The following is a 16,180-nucleotide window of genomic DNA, read 5'->3' on the forward strand; positions in this document are numbered from 1 at the left end:
GAGACCGGACAATGAGCGATAACGTAATCAAAGCCTTCGAGGCGGAGTGCCAGGCCGAAGTGACTGCCCAGGGCCAGGACAAAGACCTGAAGGCGCTGGCCCAAGAGTTCTACAATCAGTCGGCCAAGCACAAGTACACCTATCACTTCTCGTGGATGGGTCGTCCGATCATCCAGCTGCCGCAAGACATGATGGCGATGCAGGAATTGATCTGGCGGATCAAGCCGGACCTGGTGATCGAGTGCGGCATCGCCCACGGCGGTTCGATCATTTACTACGCCTCGCTGCTGGAGTTGCAGGGCCACGGCGAAGTGCTGGGCATTGATCGCGATATTCGTGCGCACAACCGCGAAGCCATCGAAAGCCATCCGATGATCAAGCGCATCAGCATGATCGAAGGCTCGAGCCTCGATCCGGCGGTGGTCGAGCAGGTGCGTCAGGCGGCGGCCGGCAAGAAAGTCATCGTCGTACTCGATTCCAACCACACCCACGAGCATGTGCTCGAAGAGCTGCGTTTCTACGCACCGCTGGTGTCCGTCGACAGCTATTGCGTGGTCATGGACACCGTGGTCGAAGACATGCCGGCCGATGCTTTCCCGGATCGTCCATGGGGTCCGGGTGACAACCCGAAAACCGCCGTCTGGGCTTACTTGAAAGAGAACGCTGATTTCGAGATCGATCAGGCAATGCAAGACAAACTGCTGATCACCGTCGCGTCGGATGGCTATCTGCGCCGCACTCGTTAAGTCAGTCGACACCATCATCAAAGTATCTATCGGGCGGTTTCGCCGGTTGTGGGAGAAGTTATGCAAGGCAATTACGGTTCTGAACACGCGCTGCCCCTGAGCGAGTTGTTGACGGTGGTGTTGATTACCCACAACCGTCCGGCTTTTTTGCGCCGGGCGCTGAAGTACTACAGCACCCTGCCTTGCAAAGTCCTGGTACTGGACTCTTCTCCCGAGCGCCCGCAAGGTGATTTTTCTGCGGTCGATTATCAGCACTTGCCGCAATTCGCCTACTGGGGCATGCAGGCCAAACTGACCTACGGCGTTGCGCAACTGACCACGCCGTATATGGTCTTCGCCGCCGACGACGACTTCATCCTGCACGAGTCGCTGGCCGAGTCGGTGAACTTCCTGCAAGCCAACCGCGACTATGGTTTGTGCCACGGTTACTGCCTGATGTACCTGGCGTTGGCGGGTAGCGTCACCTACTACCGTCGCGACAAGAAAATCTGCGAAGACTACGCGTCGGAGCGTGCCGAGGATCGTGTCCTCGACTTCATGCATCAGTACGTACCGCCGTTCTACGGCGTGTGCCGTACCTCGATCATCCAGGACTGGTACGCGGCATTGCCGGCGGGCACCAGTTTCGAATGGCAGGAGATCGGCCACAGCTATTTCCTGCTGGCGAACGCCAAGGCGCGCATCCTGCCGATCCCTTATGTCGTGCGCGAGATCAACGTCGGTTTCTCCGATCACAACACCGAGGTGTTTCACGCACTGTCGTATGCCGATGCCAAGTCGGTGGCCGAGCGCGAAGCCTTCGCCGAATTCCTCGCGTCGCTGCCGACGGCTATCAAGGATCTCGATCAGGCGCAGCGCAAGGCGTTTGCTCTGGAAAGCTTCGCGGCCATGACCGACAGCCTGATCACCGGGCGGGCGTTGACGGCCGAGGTGATTTTCGAATCGACCTGGAACCACCTGACCAAGGCGCCGGACCGCAAGTTCGGACCGCGGCAATACGTGGAAATGCCGTTCTACAACCAGCGCTTTTTTGACTTGTTGACCCAGTTCGAGTTTCTGCTTCACGCGATGCCGGCCGGTCGCATTCAACTGGAAAAGCTCGAAGGCGTATGGACCCGGCAGGAGTATCTGCTGCAGTCACGCAATAACGATACGGTGGAAAGTGTCGTTGATCGCTTGTGGCAGGCGCATGACAGCAACGTGTTCAACCGTCGTGTGGTCGCGCGTCTGGCCGAGCAACTGCAAGTCATCGGCGAGGATGAGCAAGCGCAGGAAATAGCCGAGTGGGTGACGCGTCTTGAAGCCGTGTCGAGCGTCGATCACTACCCGACCTTCAACAAGATGCGCTCAGGCCGTTTGCTCAACTGGCTGGCGGACCGCAAGCCGGACGCCGACCAGGCTGGCTTGATTGCCGCGCATCTGGCAGCGAACAATGGCGGACCACAATTCGGCATTTTCCTGCTGGACCTGGACAACAACGTCGACAAGCTGCAAGTAACCCTCGACAGCCTTGTCGAAGGCCATAGCAAAGCCTTCAAGATCGTGGTCTTCACCACGGGTGAGCCGCAATCCGCGACCACTGCGCAGAACATCCTGCACTTCGTCCGGGTCACGCCGGGCAACCTCGTCGACAAGCTCAACCAGAGCGCCGCACAGTCTCCCTGCGACTGGTTGCTGCTGGCCCACGCGGGCGATGAATTCACCCCCCAAGGCCTGGCACGCGCGGGCCTCGAGTTGATGTCGGCGACGGGTATTCGCGCGGTGGCCACCGATGAAATCCAGCGCACTGAAGAGGGCGCTCTGGTGGACGTGTTCCGTCCGGCCTTCAACCTTGATCTGTTGCAAAGCGTTCCATCGCAGATGGCGCGCCATTGGCTGATCCGTCGTGACGTATTCCTTGCGGCCGGTGGTTATCAGGCTGACTTCAGCAAGGCACTGGAATTCGACCTGTTATTGCGCCTGATTGAACAGGCTGGTTTCGACGGGCTGGCACACCTCGATGAGCCGCTGCTGATCACTCAGGCTGCGGCACTGGAAGAAAACACTCACGAGCGTCTGGCGTTGCTGCGCCATTTGGGTAACCGCGGCTACAAGGCCAAGGTCACCTCGTCGCTGCCGGGCACCTGGCAGGTCGACTATCGCCACACCGAACAGCCGGTGGTGTCGATCATCGTACCGGCCGGCGATGATTTGCCGGCGCTGCGCCGTTGCGTGGAAGGTGTCCTGCTCAGAACCCGTTACGGCCGTTATGAAGTACTGGTGGCGGCAAACCCGAATCAGTCGGCGGCGGTCAACGACTGGCTGGGCCAGTTGCGCAATCCTCGAGTGAATGTCTTGCGTGCCGGGCAAACGCTCGGTGAAGTGGCGTTGTACAACGCCGCCAGCGAGCAGGCGAAGGGTGAGTATCTGGTGCTGCTGGCCACTGACAGCGAAGTGGTCAACCCGAACTGGATCGACTCGCTGCTCAACCATGCCCAGCGCCCGGAAGTCGGTATCGTCGGTGCCAAACTGGTCGACCGCGACGGCAAGATCTCCCAGGCCGGGCTGGTGCTCGGTTTGAATGGCGGCGTCGGTTCCGCCTTCATTGGCGAGAAACACAATGCCGAGGGTTACATGCAGCGCCTGGCGGTCGAGCAGAATTATTCGGCCGTGTCGAAAGTCTGCCTGATGGTACGCAAAGAACTGTTCAACGGTCTGGGTGGGCTGGATGAAGTGAACTTCACCGAAGGTTATGCCGATGTCGATCTGTGCCTCAAGGCGGGTCAGGCCGGTTACCTCACCGTGTGGACGCCGTCGGTGCAGGTGCTGCATACCGGCGCGTTGCCAGAGGCCCCCGAGGCACTGGCGACACTGCGCGAGAAATGGAGCGCAGTCTTCGCTCAGGATCCGGCTTACAACGCCAACCTGGCGCTGACCGGCAAAGGTTTTACCTTGGGCGAAAATGCCTCGATCAACTGGGCACAGTTGCTCGCTTAAGCGTGCCGGACAGGAATCAGCATATGTTCAACGGTAAATCAATCTTCATCTCCGGCGGCACTGGTTCGTTCGGGCGCAAATTCATCGCCCGTCTGCTCGAGCAATACCAGCCCAAGCGCGTGGTGGTGTTCTCCCGCGATGAGCTGAAACAGTACGAAATGCAGCAGACGTTCAACGCGCCGTGCATGCGCTACTTCATCGGTGACGTGCGTGACGCTGACCGTCTGCGTCAGGCCATGCGCGGCATCGACTACGTGGTGCATGCCGCTGCGCTGAAGCAAGTGCCGGCGGCGGAATACAACCCGACCGAATGCATCCGCACCAACGTCAATGGCGCGGAGAACATCATCGCTGCCGCCATCGACAATGGCGTGAAGAAGGTTGTGGCGCTGTCCACCGACAAGGCAGCCAGCCCGATCAACCTGTACGGCGCGACCAAGTTGCTTTCAGACAAGTTGTTCGTCGCCGCCAACAACATTGCCGGCGAGCAGGAAACCCGCTTTGCCGTGGTGCGCTACGGCAATGTCGCCGGCTCGCGTGGCTCGGTGGTGCCGTTCTTCAGCAAGCTGATCGCTGACGGTGCGCAGGAGTTGCCAATCACTGACGAACGCATGACGCGGTTCTGGATCACCCTCGACCACGGTGTGCAGTTCGTCCTCGACAGCTTCGCGCGGATGCACGGCGGCGAAGTGTTCGTGCCGAAGATTCCGTCGATCCGCATCGTCGATCTGGCGCGTGGCATGGCGGAGCATCTGCCGCACAAGAATGTCGGTATTCGTCCAGGTGAAAAACTCCATGAGTTGATGGTGCCGCTGGATGATGCGCGGATGACCCTTGAGTTCGAGGATCACTACACCATTCAGCCGTCGATCCGCTTTACCAGCGTCGATGTCGATTTTGCCGTCGACAAGCTCGGCGAGCGTGGTTGGGCGGTCGGTGAGGATTTCGAGTATCGCTCCGACACCAATCCGCACTTCCTCTCGATCGGGCAGATCGCCGATCTGCACGCGAAGCTTTCGGCATGATTCCCTACGGTCGGCAAAGCCTCGATCAGGCGGACATCGACGCCGTGGTCGAGGTGCTGCAATCGGACTGGCTGACCCAGGGGCCGACCATCGAGCGCTTCGAACAAACGATGGCCGAGCGTTGCCAAGCCGATTTCGCCGTCGCGGTGTGCAACGCCACGGCGGCGCTGCACATTGCCTGCCTGGCCGCAGGGCTGGGGCCGGGCGATCGTTTGTGGACCACGCCGAACACCTTTCTCGCGTCAGCCAATTGCGGACGCTACTGCGGTGCCGAGGTTGATTTCGTCGACATCGACGCGCTGACCTGGAATCTCGATGCGTTCGCCCTCGAAGCGAAACTCGATCAGGCCGAGCGTGACGGCACGTTGCCGAAAGTCCTGGTGGCAGTGGCGTTCTCCGGGCAGAGCTGCGACATGCGCAAGATTGCCGCGCTGGCCGAGCGCTACAACTTCACCGTGATCGAGGACGCCTCGCACGCGGTGGGCGCAAGTTATGCCGGGCGCCCGGTCGGCTGCGGTGAGTTCGCGGCGATGACCGTGTTCAGTTTTCATCCGGTGAAGATCATCACCAGCGCCGAGGGCGGCATGGTGTTGACCAACCGCCCGGAGCTGGCCGAGCGTCTGCAACGTCTGCGCAGCCACGGCATGACCCGTGATCCGCAGCAGATGAGCGAACCCAGCCACGGCCCTTGGTACTACCAGCAGATCGAGCTGGGTTTCAATTACCGCATCACCGATCTGCAAGCTGCGCTGGGTTTGTCGCAGTTGAGCAAACTGGACGAATTCATCGCCCGCCGTCGCGAGCTGGCGGCGCGTTACGATCGTTTGTTGGCGTATCTGCCGGTGACGCTGCCGAGCCCTCAGCCAGACGCGGATTCTGCCTGGCATCTGTATGTGATTCGCTTGCAGACCGAGCGCGTCAACCGCAGTCATCGCCAGGTGTTCGAAGGCCTGCGTGCGGCCGGGATCGGGGTGAATCTGCACTATATTCCCGTGCACTTGCAGCCCTACTATCAAGCCTTGGGTTTTGCCGAGGGTGATTTCCCCGAGGCCGAACGTTACTACGCCGAAGCGATCAGCCTGCCGCTGTTCCCGCTATTGAGCGATGAACAACAGGATTACGTGGTCGAGCAATTGCGTCGGCTGACCGAATAATTGCCACGATGGCAATGGATGAGTATTTGCAATGCGTGATTTGAGCGAGCAGGAGAAGTTCTGGCAGGGCGACTTCGGTAATCAGTACGTCGAGCGCAATGTCGGTCAGCCGCTGGTGGCGGCGAATCTGGCCTTGTTTGCCAAGGCGCTGAGCCGCGCCGGCCGCATCGAGAGTCTGGTCGAGCTGGGCACCAACGCCGGCAACAATTTGCAGGCGCTGCATCAACTGCTGCCGCGCTGCGAACTGTTCGGTGTCGAGATCAATGACAGCGCCTGCGCGCAAGCACGCGCGCTGGACATTGCACAGATCTGGCATGGTTCGCTGTTCGACTTCCCCCGCGAGCGCCAGTACGACCTGACGTTAAGCAAAGGCGTGCTGATCCACTTGGCGCCGGAACTGCTGCCGACGGCGTATGCGCAGTTGTATGAGTTGAGTCAGCGCTACATTCTCATCGCCGAGTATTACAATCCGGCGCCGGTGGAAGTGTCCTATCGCGGCAACAGCGGCAAACTGTTCAAGCGCGACTTTGCCGGAGAAATGCTTGATCGCTATGCCGATCTGCAGTTGCTCGATTACGGCTTCGTGTATCACCGCGACCGGCAATTCCCGGCAGATGACGTCACTTGGTTCCTGTTGGAAAAACGCCCTTGAGCAACGTCGCAATCATCCCGGCCCGTGGTGGCAGCAAACGCATACCGCGCAAGAATCTTGCGCTGTTCGCCGGCGTGCCGATGATTGTTCGTTCGATCCGCACTGCGCTGGAATCGGGCTTGTTCGATCAGGTCGTGGTCAGCACTGACGATGCCGAGATTGCCGACGTCGCACGGGCGCACGGTGCACAAGTGCCGTTCCTGCGTCCGGCCGATCTGGCCGATGATTTCACCGGCACTGCGGCGGTGATCGTGCATGCCTTGCAGCAATTGCCGGCGTTCGATTACGCCTGCTGTGTCTACGCCACGGCGCCGTTGCTGCAGGCGCGGTTTCTGCGTCAGGGATGGGAAATGCTTGAGCAGCATCCCGACAAGTCGTTCGCGTTTTCCGTGTGCAGTTTTGGCTTTCCTGTGCAGCGCGCTCTGACGCTGGACGGGCAGGGCGCGCTGACCGCTTTGTATCCCGAATTTCGCAACACTCGTTCGCAGGATCTGCCCGAAGCCTTTCAGGATGCCGGCCAGTTTTACTGGGGCCGCAGTGAGGCGTGGCTGCGCGGTGAAGTGGTGTATTCGCCGGCCAGTCTGCCGGTGATTCTGCCCCGGCACCTGGTGCAGGACATCGACACTGCCGAAGACTGGAAACGCGCCGAATACCTCTACGCCGCGCTCAAGGCTGGCGGAGAGCTGCAATGAGAGTGCTGATTCGCGCTGACGCCTCACCGACCATCGGCAGCGGCCACATTGCGCGTTGCCTGACCTTGGCGCGGGTGTTGCGCAAGCAGGGTAGCCATGTCGCATTTGCCTGCCGGCAATTGCCGGGGCATCGTCTCGAGGCCTTGCGCGCCGAGGGTTTTGAAACCTTCGCGCTGCCTGATCGCTACCCCGATGAAGATCCACAGCAAGCCATCGAGTCGATGCTGCCGTGGCAGGCTGACATCGACGCACTGGTTCTGCTGTTGGCCGGCCATGCTGCATTCGACTGGGTCATCGTCGATCACTACGGCCTCGATCACCATTGGCAGACCGCCGCTCGGCAATGGGCGCCACGCATCGCAGCCGTGGATGACCTCGCCACGCGGCGCTACAGCGTCGATCTGCTGCTCAATCAAAACCTCTCGGGCCTGCACGAAAATTATCAGCCGCTGCTGCCTGAAAATTGCCGCACATTGCTCGGCCCGCGCTACGCCATGTTGCGCGAAGAATTCCGTTGCCCGGCCATCGAGATCAACGCCAGGGCGCGCCGGGTACTGGTCAACTTCGGCGGTTTCGATGCGGCCAGGCAAACCCATCACGCGATGCTCGCACTGGCGGATTTTACCGAGCTGCAAGTGGACTTCGTCGCCGGCGCCGACAACCCGGCATGGACACAGATGCAGGCATTGGCCGCAACACGGCCGAACTGGAGTCTGCACAGCTTTGTCAGCGATTTTTATCAGCGCATGAGCGCAGCCGATCTGTTTATCGGTGCCGGCGGCGGTACCAGTTGGGAGCGCGCGGCGATGGGCCTGCCGACCCTGTGCATTGCGGTATCGAACAACCAGCAGAACAACGGTGAAGTCATGGCGGCAGCGGGGGCGCATGTGTTCATGGGCGCCCGTGAGCAGGTCAGTGTCGAGCAGTTGCGCGACGCTATCGGCTTTGTCGTTGGCAATCATTATCTGCGCCAGAGTTTGGCCGAGCGTTCGCGGCAACTGGTCGACGGCCGTGGCGCCGAACGTGTCGCGGCGGCGCTGGCCGGTGCCGTACTCAAGGTGCGCAGGGCGACGCTGGACGATGCGCAATTGCTCTTTGATGGGCGCAATACCGAAGCGGTGCGCCGTTGGTCGACGGATACCGGCACGATCGAATGGTCGCAGCACCTGAACTGGCTGACGACGAGCCTGCGCAACCCGCAGCGCCTGTTGCTGATCGCCGAGGCCGACGATGGCGCAGTCGGCGTCATGCGCTACGACTTGCGCGGCTTCGAGGCTGAAGTGTCGATCTATCTGCTCGAAGGGCGTGTTGGCCTCGGTTGGGGCAGGGCGCTGCTGGCGCGGGGCGAGGCGTTTGTCGTCAAACAGTGGCCGCAACTCACCGCGATCAGCGCGCAAGTGTCGCCGGCCAATCAACCCTCATTGAATGTGTTTCGTGACGCCGGGTTCAGCCAAGCGGCCTGCGCGTTCACCCGTGTTTTGAAGGATCACCCGCATGACTAGTTTCAAGATCGGCAATCGCTCGATCGGCGCCGACGCGCCGCCCTTCATCATCGCCGAGATGAGCGGCAACCATAACCAGTCGCTGGACGTCGCCCTGCAAATTGTCGAGGCGGCGGCCAAGGCCGGGGCGCATGCCTTGAAGTTGCAAACCTACACAGCCGAGACGATGACCCTGGATCTGGCTGAGGGTGAGTTCTTCATCAAGGATCCGGGCAGTCTGTGGGCGGGCACTTCCTTGTATGCCCTGTACGAAAAGGCCCATACGCCGTGGGAATGGCACGCGCCGATTTTTGCCCGTGCAAAAGAATTGGGCATGCTCGCATTCTCGACGCCGTTCGATGACACGGCGGTGGACTTTCTCGAAAGCCTCGACGTGCCGGCCTACAAGATCGCCAGTTTCGAAAACACCGATCTGCCGTTGATTCGTCGTGTTGCCGCCACCGGCAAACCGCTGATCATTTCCACCGGCATGGCCAGCATCGCCGAACTCGACGAAACCGTGCGCGCTGCCCGCGAGGCGGGTTGCAAGGACCTGGTGCTGCTCAAATGCACCAGCACCTACCCGGCAACTCCGCTCAACAGCAATGTGCGCACGATTCCCCATCTGCGTGAGTTGTTCGGTTGTGAGGTGGGGCTTTCCGATCATTCGATGGGCGTTGGCGTGTCGGTCGCGGCCGTGGCGTTGGGCGCGACGGTGGTGGAAAAACACTTCACCCTCGACCGTTCGGCGGGTGGCGTCGATGCGAGTTTCTCGCTGGAACCGGCAGAAATGGCCAGTCTGGTGGTGGAAACCGAACGTGCCTGGCAGGCGTTGGGTCAGGTGCGTTATGGCGCCACCGACGCCGAACTGAAATCGGTGGTCTATCGCCGTTCGCTGTACGTCACCGCTGACATGGCCGCTGGTGACCCCTTTACCGGGGACAATCTGCGCGCCATCCGTCCGGGTCTCGGTCTGCCGCCCAAGCACACCGATGCCATCCTCGGTCGTCGCGCTCGTGCACCGATCAAGCGCGGCACGCCGCTGGACTGGTCGCTGGTCGAATAAGCCGATCTGCAACCGATTCGGCAAAATAGCGTGACCTGTGAGTCATAACGCGCATCTTCACTGTATTGTATTGATCGGGGAGATGGCGCCTGGCTCGTTTTCGATTCCAGTGATAGCCCTTTGCGCTTCCCGTGGCTGCCCTTCGTGGCGGCCGTTTTCTGTTTGTCGGCGCCCCTCGAAATCCTTGCGAGCGGTGGTCTTGGGCTGTTTTTTTTTGGGAAGCCGTAATGATTGGCATAAAAAGCATTGCGAGCTACGTTCCTGTAGCCGGCGTGGACAATTACGCACAAGGTGCAAAATTCGAGAAGGATGAAGAGTTCATCCTTGGCAAGATCGGCTCGGCGTTCCTGCCGCGCAAAGACGCTGAGCAAGAAACTTCCGATCTGTGCGTGGAAGCAGCCAACGCGCTGTTTGCCAACAATCCTCAACTGAAACGTGAATCGATCGACGCGCTGATCGTTGTCACCCAGAACGGTGACGAAGAAGGCCTGCCGCATACGGCTGCCATCGTCCAGGACAAACTCGGCTTGCCGACCAATGTCGCCGCGTTCGACATTTCCCTGGGCTGCTCTGGTTATGTCTACGGCATTTATGCGATCAAGGGCTTCATGGAAGCCGCCGGCCTGAAGAACGGCCTGCTGATCACCGCTGACCCGTATTCGAAAATCGTCGACCCGGAAGACCGCAACACCACCATGCTGTTTGGCGATGCCGCCACCGCCACGTGGATGGGCGAAGATCCGAGCTGGGCGCTGGGCAAGGCCAAGTTCGGCACTGACGGTTCCGGCGCACCGCACTTGAAAGTCACTGATGGCGTGTTCTTCATGAACGGCCGCCAGGTTTTCAACTTTGCACTGCTGAAGGTGCCGGCACACCTGCATGAACTGCTGGATGATTCCGGTCTGAAGGCAGATGACATCGATGCATTCTGCATTCACCAGGGCAGCGCGGCGATTGTCGATGCGGTGGCGCGGCGTTTCGAAGGTGAACCGGAGAAGTTCATCAAGGATATGGTCGAGACCGGCAACACCGTATCGTCGAGCATTCCGTTGCTGCTGGAAAAACACGTCATCGACTCCGCTTGGCAGCGTATTGCGCTGAGCGGGTTTGGCGTTGGTCTGTCGTGGGGTTCGGCGATCATCTATCGTCCTTGAACCGAAGCAAAAACGGCTGATACAAAAATAGCGTTCAAGGTTAACCTTGAACGCTATTTTTTTGCCTGAACGGGGAGCGCGAGGCGCCATGAGCGGGTTTTTCCAAGCCAATGCCGAAGTGTTGCAGCGGCGCTGGCCGGCGCTGTTCGAGCGGCTGCTGGCAGAAGACAGCGCGGCCGTTGCGGCGCAACTGGTTGAAGGGCTTGGCTCGACGCTGAGCATCAACGGCATTCAGCTCACCAGCCGTCACGATCGCCTCCATGAAGCGCGGATTCAGGCGGCCAGTCTGCCCGATAACGCGCAATTGCACGTCTATGGCACCGGTCTCGGTGATTTGCCCGGTGTGTTGCTTGAGCGCGCGGGGCTGCAACGGTTGTACGTGCATATCCTCAACGGCGCGTTGTTTGCGCTGGTGCTGCAACTGCTCGATCAGCGCCAGTGGCTGAATGATCCGCGCATAGAGTTGTTCTACGCCGGCGATCTGTCGGACATTTGTTCGCCGTTTTTTGCGCTGCCTGCCGAGATGCTGCTGGCCGACGACTTCAACGCGAAGATCCGCGATCGGCTGGTCAATGAAGTCCATCTGAGTTTCAACAATCGCGAATTCGATGCGCAGTCTCCGTTCATCAAGCAGCGCTTGCAGGATTGCCTGCCGGTGCTGCTTGGCGATGACGATGTCGCGCAATTGTTTGGCACCTGCACCGAGCGCGAGATCTATGTGATCGGCACCGGCCCGACGCTTGAAGGGCATTTCCAGCAACTGGCGAATATCCAGGCTCAGGCGCAGCGCCCGCTGTTCATCTGTGTCGACACCGCTTATCGGCCATTGCGTGAGCACGGCATCGTGCCGGATCTGGTGGTGACCATTGATCAGCGCATCAGCTTTCGGCACCTGCCTTTCGATGCGTCCGACGATATCTCGCTGGTGTATTTGCCAATGAGCGATCCCGAGGTGTTGCGCGCCTGGAAGGGCAAACGCTACGGCGGCTATTCGGCCAGCCCGGTGTATGCGCAATTGCGTGAACAGCACCCGCGCGGGCAACTGCATGTGGGCGGCAGCGTGATTCATCCGGCGGTGGATCTGGCGGTGAAACTGGGCGGCACTCGCATCACCTTGTTCGGTGCGGACTTCGCATTCCCGATGAACAAGACCCACGCCGGCTGGAGTGATGGCGAGCTGGGGCCGGGTGTGAGCCAGGCGCGGCATTGGGTACGCGACGGTCATGGCCAGCGCGTCAGTACCCAACTCAATTTTCGCGGGTATCTGTGCGTGCTGGAGCGCTATATCGCGGCGCATCCGCACGTGCAGTTTTTCAATAGCAGCAGGGCGGGCGCGCTGATCGCCGGGACGCAGTTCAATCGGGAGTTCGTGCAATGACGGTGATGGAAACGTGCATCGGTGAATGCCGTCAGTGTGCAGGGCTGTTTCGACTGGGGCGTGATGTCGAGGCCGCGTTGCTCATGGTCGATGTCTTCGAGGGCGCGCAGCAGTTACTGCTGTCCGCACCCACGGATATCCAGCAAATGTGGGCACAACTGCTCCTGCAAATGCTTGATTGCCAAGAGCGTCAGGACTGGTTGGGCATGGCCGACTATATGGAGTATGAGCTGCTCGACTTGCTGGAAAGTATCCCGGCCTGAGCGGGCCGACAGCACTGGCCCGCAGGTTTGCGCTGCAGTCGGTTTTATGACGTCATTTTTTCGAAGTGGGTGTGCGGCTAAGTCTTTGTTTTCGCGGGGGTGGCAGGGTGATGGCAAATTTTTTTCAAAAAGCCCTCAAGCAACCTGCAAACCCGACGATAACTATTACGAAGGTTCTCTAGGCCATACCCGGCGGTTGCCAGGGCCGGAAGCCGCAGTACCCAACCAACGAGGAATTCGTCATGGCTTTAACAGTAAACACCAACACCACGTCGTTGAACGTTCAGAAAAACCTGAACAAAGCTTCCGACGCTCTGTCGACTTCGATGCAGCGCCTGTCTTCCGGCCTGAAAATCAACAGCGCTAAAGACGACGCCGCTGGCCTGCAGATCTCCACCCGTATGCAATCGCAAATCCGCGGTGGCAACCAGGCTATCCAGAACGCCAACGACGGTATCTCCGTTGCTCAGACCGCTGAAGGCGCTCTGCAAGCTACTACCGACATCCTGCAGCGTATGCGTGAACTGGCTGTTAAAGCACGTACCGGCACCAACGGCACTGCTGACCAGAAAGCTACCAACCTTGAATTCGCCGACATGTCCGACGAAATCAGCCGTATCGCAGCTTCCACCAACCTGAACGGCAAAAACCTGCTGGACGGTTCGGCTGGTACTGTGACTCTGCAAGTTGGTGCAAACACCGGTACTGCTAACCACATCGACCTGGTACTGAGCTCCAAGTTCGACGCCGTCAGCCTGTCCGTAGACAAAGCTACTCTGGCTCTGACCGGTACTGACGCTGCAACCGCTGGTAGCAACATCGACGCCGCTATCACTGCAATCGACGCTGCTATCGCTGCAATCGGTGATACCCGTGCCAGCCTGGGTGCTTCGCAAAACCGTCTGACCAGCACCATCTCCAACCTGCAAAACATCGTTGAGAACACCACCGCTGCACAGGGTCGTGTACAAGACACCGACTTCGCCGCAGAAACTGCTAACCTGACCAAGCAGCAAACTCTGCAGCAGGCTTCGACCTCCGTTCTGGCTCAAGCCAACCAACTGCCTTCCGCTGTACTGAAGCTGCTTCAGTAATTTCGGAACAAGTTTGGGCGGGAGGGTGCGCTGGTCGCGCTCTCTCGCCTTTTTACGTTAGGAGGTGATGAGCATGGACATGAGCGTCAAGCTTAACCAGTCTTATCCGGCTCCCAAGCCAGTCACGCCGGTTGCTGACAAACCGTCAGAAACGCCGAAAGTTGCCAAGACTGAAGCGCCGGTCGCTGCCAAGAGTCAGGTTACGGACGATGCCAAGTTGAAACTGGCGGTGCAGGAGATCGAAAAGTTTGTCCAATCGATCAAGCGCAATCTGGAGTTCTCGATCGACGAGCATTCCGGGAAGGTCATCGTCAAGGTGATCGCAAGCGAGACGGGTGAAGTCGTTCGACAGATTCCCTCCGCCGAAGCCCTCAAGCTGGCAGACAGCCTCGCCAATGCAAGCCACGTGTTGTTCGACGCCAAAGTCTGATAGCTGGCATGAATAATGTTTGTCCGTTCTCAGGACGCGTGTAACGGTCAAAAGAATGGCAACAATCTGAAGGGAGATGCACATGGCAAGTCCAATTCTACCGGGTTCCGGACTGGGTTCCGGCCTGGACATCGGTGCGATCGTCACTGCGCTGGTCAACGCCGACAAGGCGCCGAAGCAGACGCAGATCGATACCGCGACCAAAGCCAACACACTGAAGATTTCCGGCATTGGTTCGCTGAAGAGCGCATTGACCGCGTTCCAGACGGCGATGACCAATCTGGGCAGCAAGACCAATCCTGCATTTGCCGGCTTCAACGCGACGTCGAGCAATACCAACCTGAGCGCTACTTCCGACAGCACTGCGGTTGCGGGTAATTACAACGTTGTTGTAAGTCAGCTGGCCACGGGCTCGAAAATCGCCAGCGCCTCTTTTGCCGGCGGCGCCGCCAGTGCCATTCCGAGTGGTACCCTGAAAATCAGTCAGAATGGCACTGATTACAATGTCGACATTCCGGCCGATGCCACGTTGCAGACCACCCGCGACGCCATCAACAAGGCTCAGGGCGCCAACGGCATCTCCGCTAACATTGTGACCGACAGCACCGGTGCTTCGCGCCTGGTGATCAGTTCGAGCAAGACCGGCGAAGGTTCCGACCTCTCCGTCAGCGGTATTGCCGGTCTGGAAATCGATGGTACCCAGGCGATGGGCGCTAGCCCGGCTGCAGGCGCTTCAGGCGCCGTCAACGGTATTGCGAAAAACGCCAAGCTGACCATCGATGGTCTGGAAGTCACCAGCAAAAGCAACACGGTGAGCGGCGCAATCAGTGGCTTGACCCTGAATCTGACGACAGTCAGTCCTGTCTCCGGTGGCGTTGCGACGCCTACTGTTGTCAGCGTGGACGCCAACACCAAAGGTTTGCAGACATCGATTCAGTCGTTTGTCGACGCTTACAACACCTTGAAGACCACCATCGATACGCTGTCCAAGGCGACGCCGGATGCCGATGGCAAGCTGACCGTGCAGGCGGCGTTCACTGGTGATGCGATTCCGCGTTCGCTGATTGCCGATATTCGTGGTCAGTTGACGGCGACAGGCGCAGGCGGTCCGTTGGCCGTGCTGTCGCAGTTGGGTGTGATGACCGACCGCAACACCGGTAACCTGACGTTCGATACCAACGCTTTCGGCAAGACCATGGCGCAGCCAGGCATGACTGGCCAGGTTCAGCAGTTGTTCACCGGTACCGACGACACCAATGGTCTGTTGGCGCGCATGAGCAAGGCGGTAGACCCGTACCTCAAGCCAGCGGCGGGTAATATTACCGGTACCGGTCTGCTTGATCAGCGTATGGCGATTCTCACCAAGAACACCAAAAGCCTGACCGACCAGCAACTGGCGCTGGACTTGCGTGTGGCCAACCTGACCAAGACGCTGACCGCAAAGTACAATGCGATGGACTTGCTGGTAGGGCAGATGAAGGCGACGGCAAGCAACATCACGTCGTTCTTCAGCTCGCTGAACGCTCAGCAGTCCGCGAAGTAACAGACCGGCACGACAAAAACCCGGCTACGCTTTATCGGCGTGCGCCGGGTTTTTGTCTTTTGATCTAAAGTTCTCTGATTCGTTGGCGATACACTGGATATACGAGTCATTGTGGCAATGAGGTAGAACATGAACCCAATGTTAGCCCTTCGGCAATATCAGAAAGTCGGCGCACACGCCCAGACGTCCGAAGCGAGCCCGCACCGTCTGGTGCAAATGTTGATGGAAGGCGGCCTGGAGCGTATCGCTCAGGCCAAAGGCGCCATCGAGCGCAAGGATATTCCCGGCAAAGGGACGGCGATCAACAAGGCCGTTGGCATTATCGGTGGCTTGTGTGAAGGCCTCGATCTGGAGAACAGCGCCGAGTCGGTGGCTGATCTCAACCAGCTCTACATCTACATGATGAAGCGCCTGGCGCAGGCCAACATCGACAGTGATCCGAAGATTCTCGATGAGGTCGCCGGGCTGCTGCGCACCGTGAAGGAAGGCTGGGACGGTATTGCTCCGCCAGGCCCCCAGTTTTAAG

Annotated in this window: 15 protein-coding genes; all 15 read left to right on the top strand. The window is 59.4% G+C overall.

What is annotated here, in order from left to right; genetic code table 11:
* Positions 1-11: 11 nt before the first annotated feature.
* The 15 genes from C2E19_RS09230 to fliS all read left to right on the top strand — a co-directional run bounded on the left by C2E19_RS09230 (position 12) and on the right by fliS (position 16,179).
* The gene (locus tag C2E19_RS09230) at positions 12-746 is read left to right on the top strand and encodes a cephalosporin hydroxylase family protein (RefSeq protein WP_129390859.1); all 735 of its coding nucleotides are present in this window, start codon (positions 12-14) and stop codon (positions 744-746) included.
* A 60-nt stretch (positions 747-806) separates the two neighbouring features.
* Positions 807-3,722 carry a TIGR00180 family glycosyltransferase gene (locus C2E19_RS09235; RefSeq protein WP_129390861.1) on the top strand — a complete coding sequence of 972 codons (2,916 nt, stop codon included), beginning with the start codon at positions 807-809 and terminating at the stop codon, positions 3,720-3,722.
* Between the two features lie 23 nt (positions 3,723-3,745).
* Positions 3,746-4,747: a UDP-N-acetylglucosamine 4,6-dehydratase (inverting) gene (pseB, locus tag C2E19_RS09240; protein WP_129390864.1), complete on the top strand. Its 1,002-nt coding sequence runs from the start codon at positions 3,746-3,748 to the stop codon at positions 4,745-4,747.
* A complete protein-coding gene (gene pseC / locus C2E19_RS09245) occupies positions 4,744-5,901 on the top strand; it encodes a UDP-4-amino-4,6-dideoxy-N-acetyl-beta-L-altrosamine transaminase (protein WP_129390867.1) in 1,158 nt (385 codons plus the stop codon). The genes pseB and pseC overlap by 4 nt, the downstream gene beginning before the upstream one ends.
* A gap of 31 nt (positions 5,902-5,932) precedes the next feature.
* Positions 5,933-6,553: a pseudaminic acid biosynthesis-associated methylase gene (locus tag C2E19_RS09250; protein ID WP_129390870.1), complete on the top strand. Its 621-nt coding sequence runs from the start codon at positions 5,933-5,935 to the stop codon at positions 6,551-6,553.
* On the top strand, positions 6,550-7,245 hold the full coding sequence (gene pseF / locus C2E19_RS09255; RefSeq protein WP_129390873.1) for a pseudaminic acid cytidylyltransferase: 696 nt from the start codon (positions 6,550-6,552) through the stop codon (positions 7,243-7,245). The genes C2E19_RS09250 and pseF overlap by 4 nt, the downstream gene beginning before the upstream one ends.
* Positions 7,242-8,747 carry a UDP-2,4-diacetamido-2,4,6-trideoxy-beta-L-altropyranose hydrolase gene (gene pseG / locus C2E19_RS09260; RefSeq protein WP_129390876.1) on the top strand — a complete coding sequence of 502 codons (1,506 nt, stop codon included), beginning with the start codon at positions 7,242-7,244 and terminating at the stop codon, positions 8,745-8,747. Before pseF ends, pseG begins: the two co-directional genes overlap by 4 nt.
* The gene (gene pseI / locus C2E19_RS09265) at positions 8,740-9,792 is read left to right on the top strand and encodes a pseudaminic acid synthase (RefSeq protein WP_129390879.1); all 1,053 of its coding nucleotides are present in this window, start codon (positions 8,740-8,742) and stop codon (positions 9,790-9,792) included. Before pseG ends, pseI begins: the two co-directional genes overlap by 8 nt.
* Positions 9,793-10,019: 227 nt before the next feature.
* A complete protein-coding gene (locus C2E19_RS09270) occupies positions 10,020-10,946 on the top strand; it encodes a ketoacyl-ACP synthase III (protein WP_129390882.1) in 927 nt (308 codons plus the stop codon).
* An 88-nt stretch (positions 10,947-11,034) separates the two neighbouring features.
* The gene (locus C2E19_RS09275; RefSeq protein WP_129390885.1) at positions 11,035-12,324 is read left to right on the top strand and encodes a motility associated factor glycosyltransferase family protein; all 1,290 of its coding nucleotides are present in this window, start codon (positions 11,035-11,037) and stop codon (positions 12,322-12,324) included.
* Positions 12,321-12,587 (top strand): hypothetical protein, encoded by a 267-nt coding sequence (locus tag C2E19_RS09280; protein WP_129390888.1) that lies wholly within the window; start codon positions 12,321-12,323, stop codon positions 12,585-12,587. The genes C2E19_RS09275 and C2E19_RS09280 overlap by 4 nt, the downstream gene beginning before the upstream one ends.
* A 242-nt stretch (positions 12,588-12,829) precedes the next feature.
* Positions 12,830-13,681, top strand: coding sequence for a flagellin domain-containing protein (locus tag C2E19_RS09285; protein ID WP_129390891.1), 852 nt, complete (start codon positions 12,830-12,832; stop codon positions 13,679-13,681).
* 73 nt (positions 13,682-13,754) lie between these two features.
* Positions 13,755-14,111, top strand: coding sequence for a flagellar protein FlaG (locus C2E19_RS09290; RefSeq protein ID WP_064390852.1), 357 nt, complete (start codon positions 13,755-13,757; stop codon positions 14,109-14,111).
* An 82-nt stretch (positions 14,112-14,193) separates the two neighbouring features.
* Positions 14,194-15,654, top strand: a complete 1,461-nt coding sequence (fliD, locus tag C2E19_RS09295; RefSeq protein ID WP_034153286.1) for a flagellar filament capping protein FliD — start codon at positions 14,194-14,196, stop codon at positions 15,652-15,654.
* A gap of 129 nt (positions 15,655-15,783) precedes the next feature.
* Positions 15,784-16,179, top strand: a complete 396-nt coding sequence (fliS, locus tag C2E19_RS09300) for a flagellar export chaperone FliS (protein ID WP_129390894.1) — start codon at positions 15,784-15,786, stop codon at positions 16,177-16,179.
* Position 16,180 lies beyond the last annotated feature (1 nt).

Origin of the sequence: Pseudomonas sp. DTU12.3 (genome assembly GCF_004124275.1) — a bacterium.
Lineage (GTDB): Bacteria > Pseudomonadota > Gammaproteobacteria > Pseudomonadales > Pseudomonadaceae > Aquipseudomonas > Aquipseudomonas helmanticensis.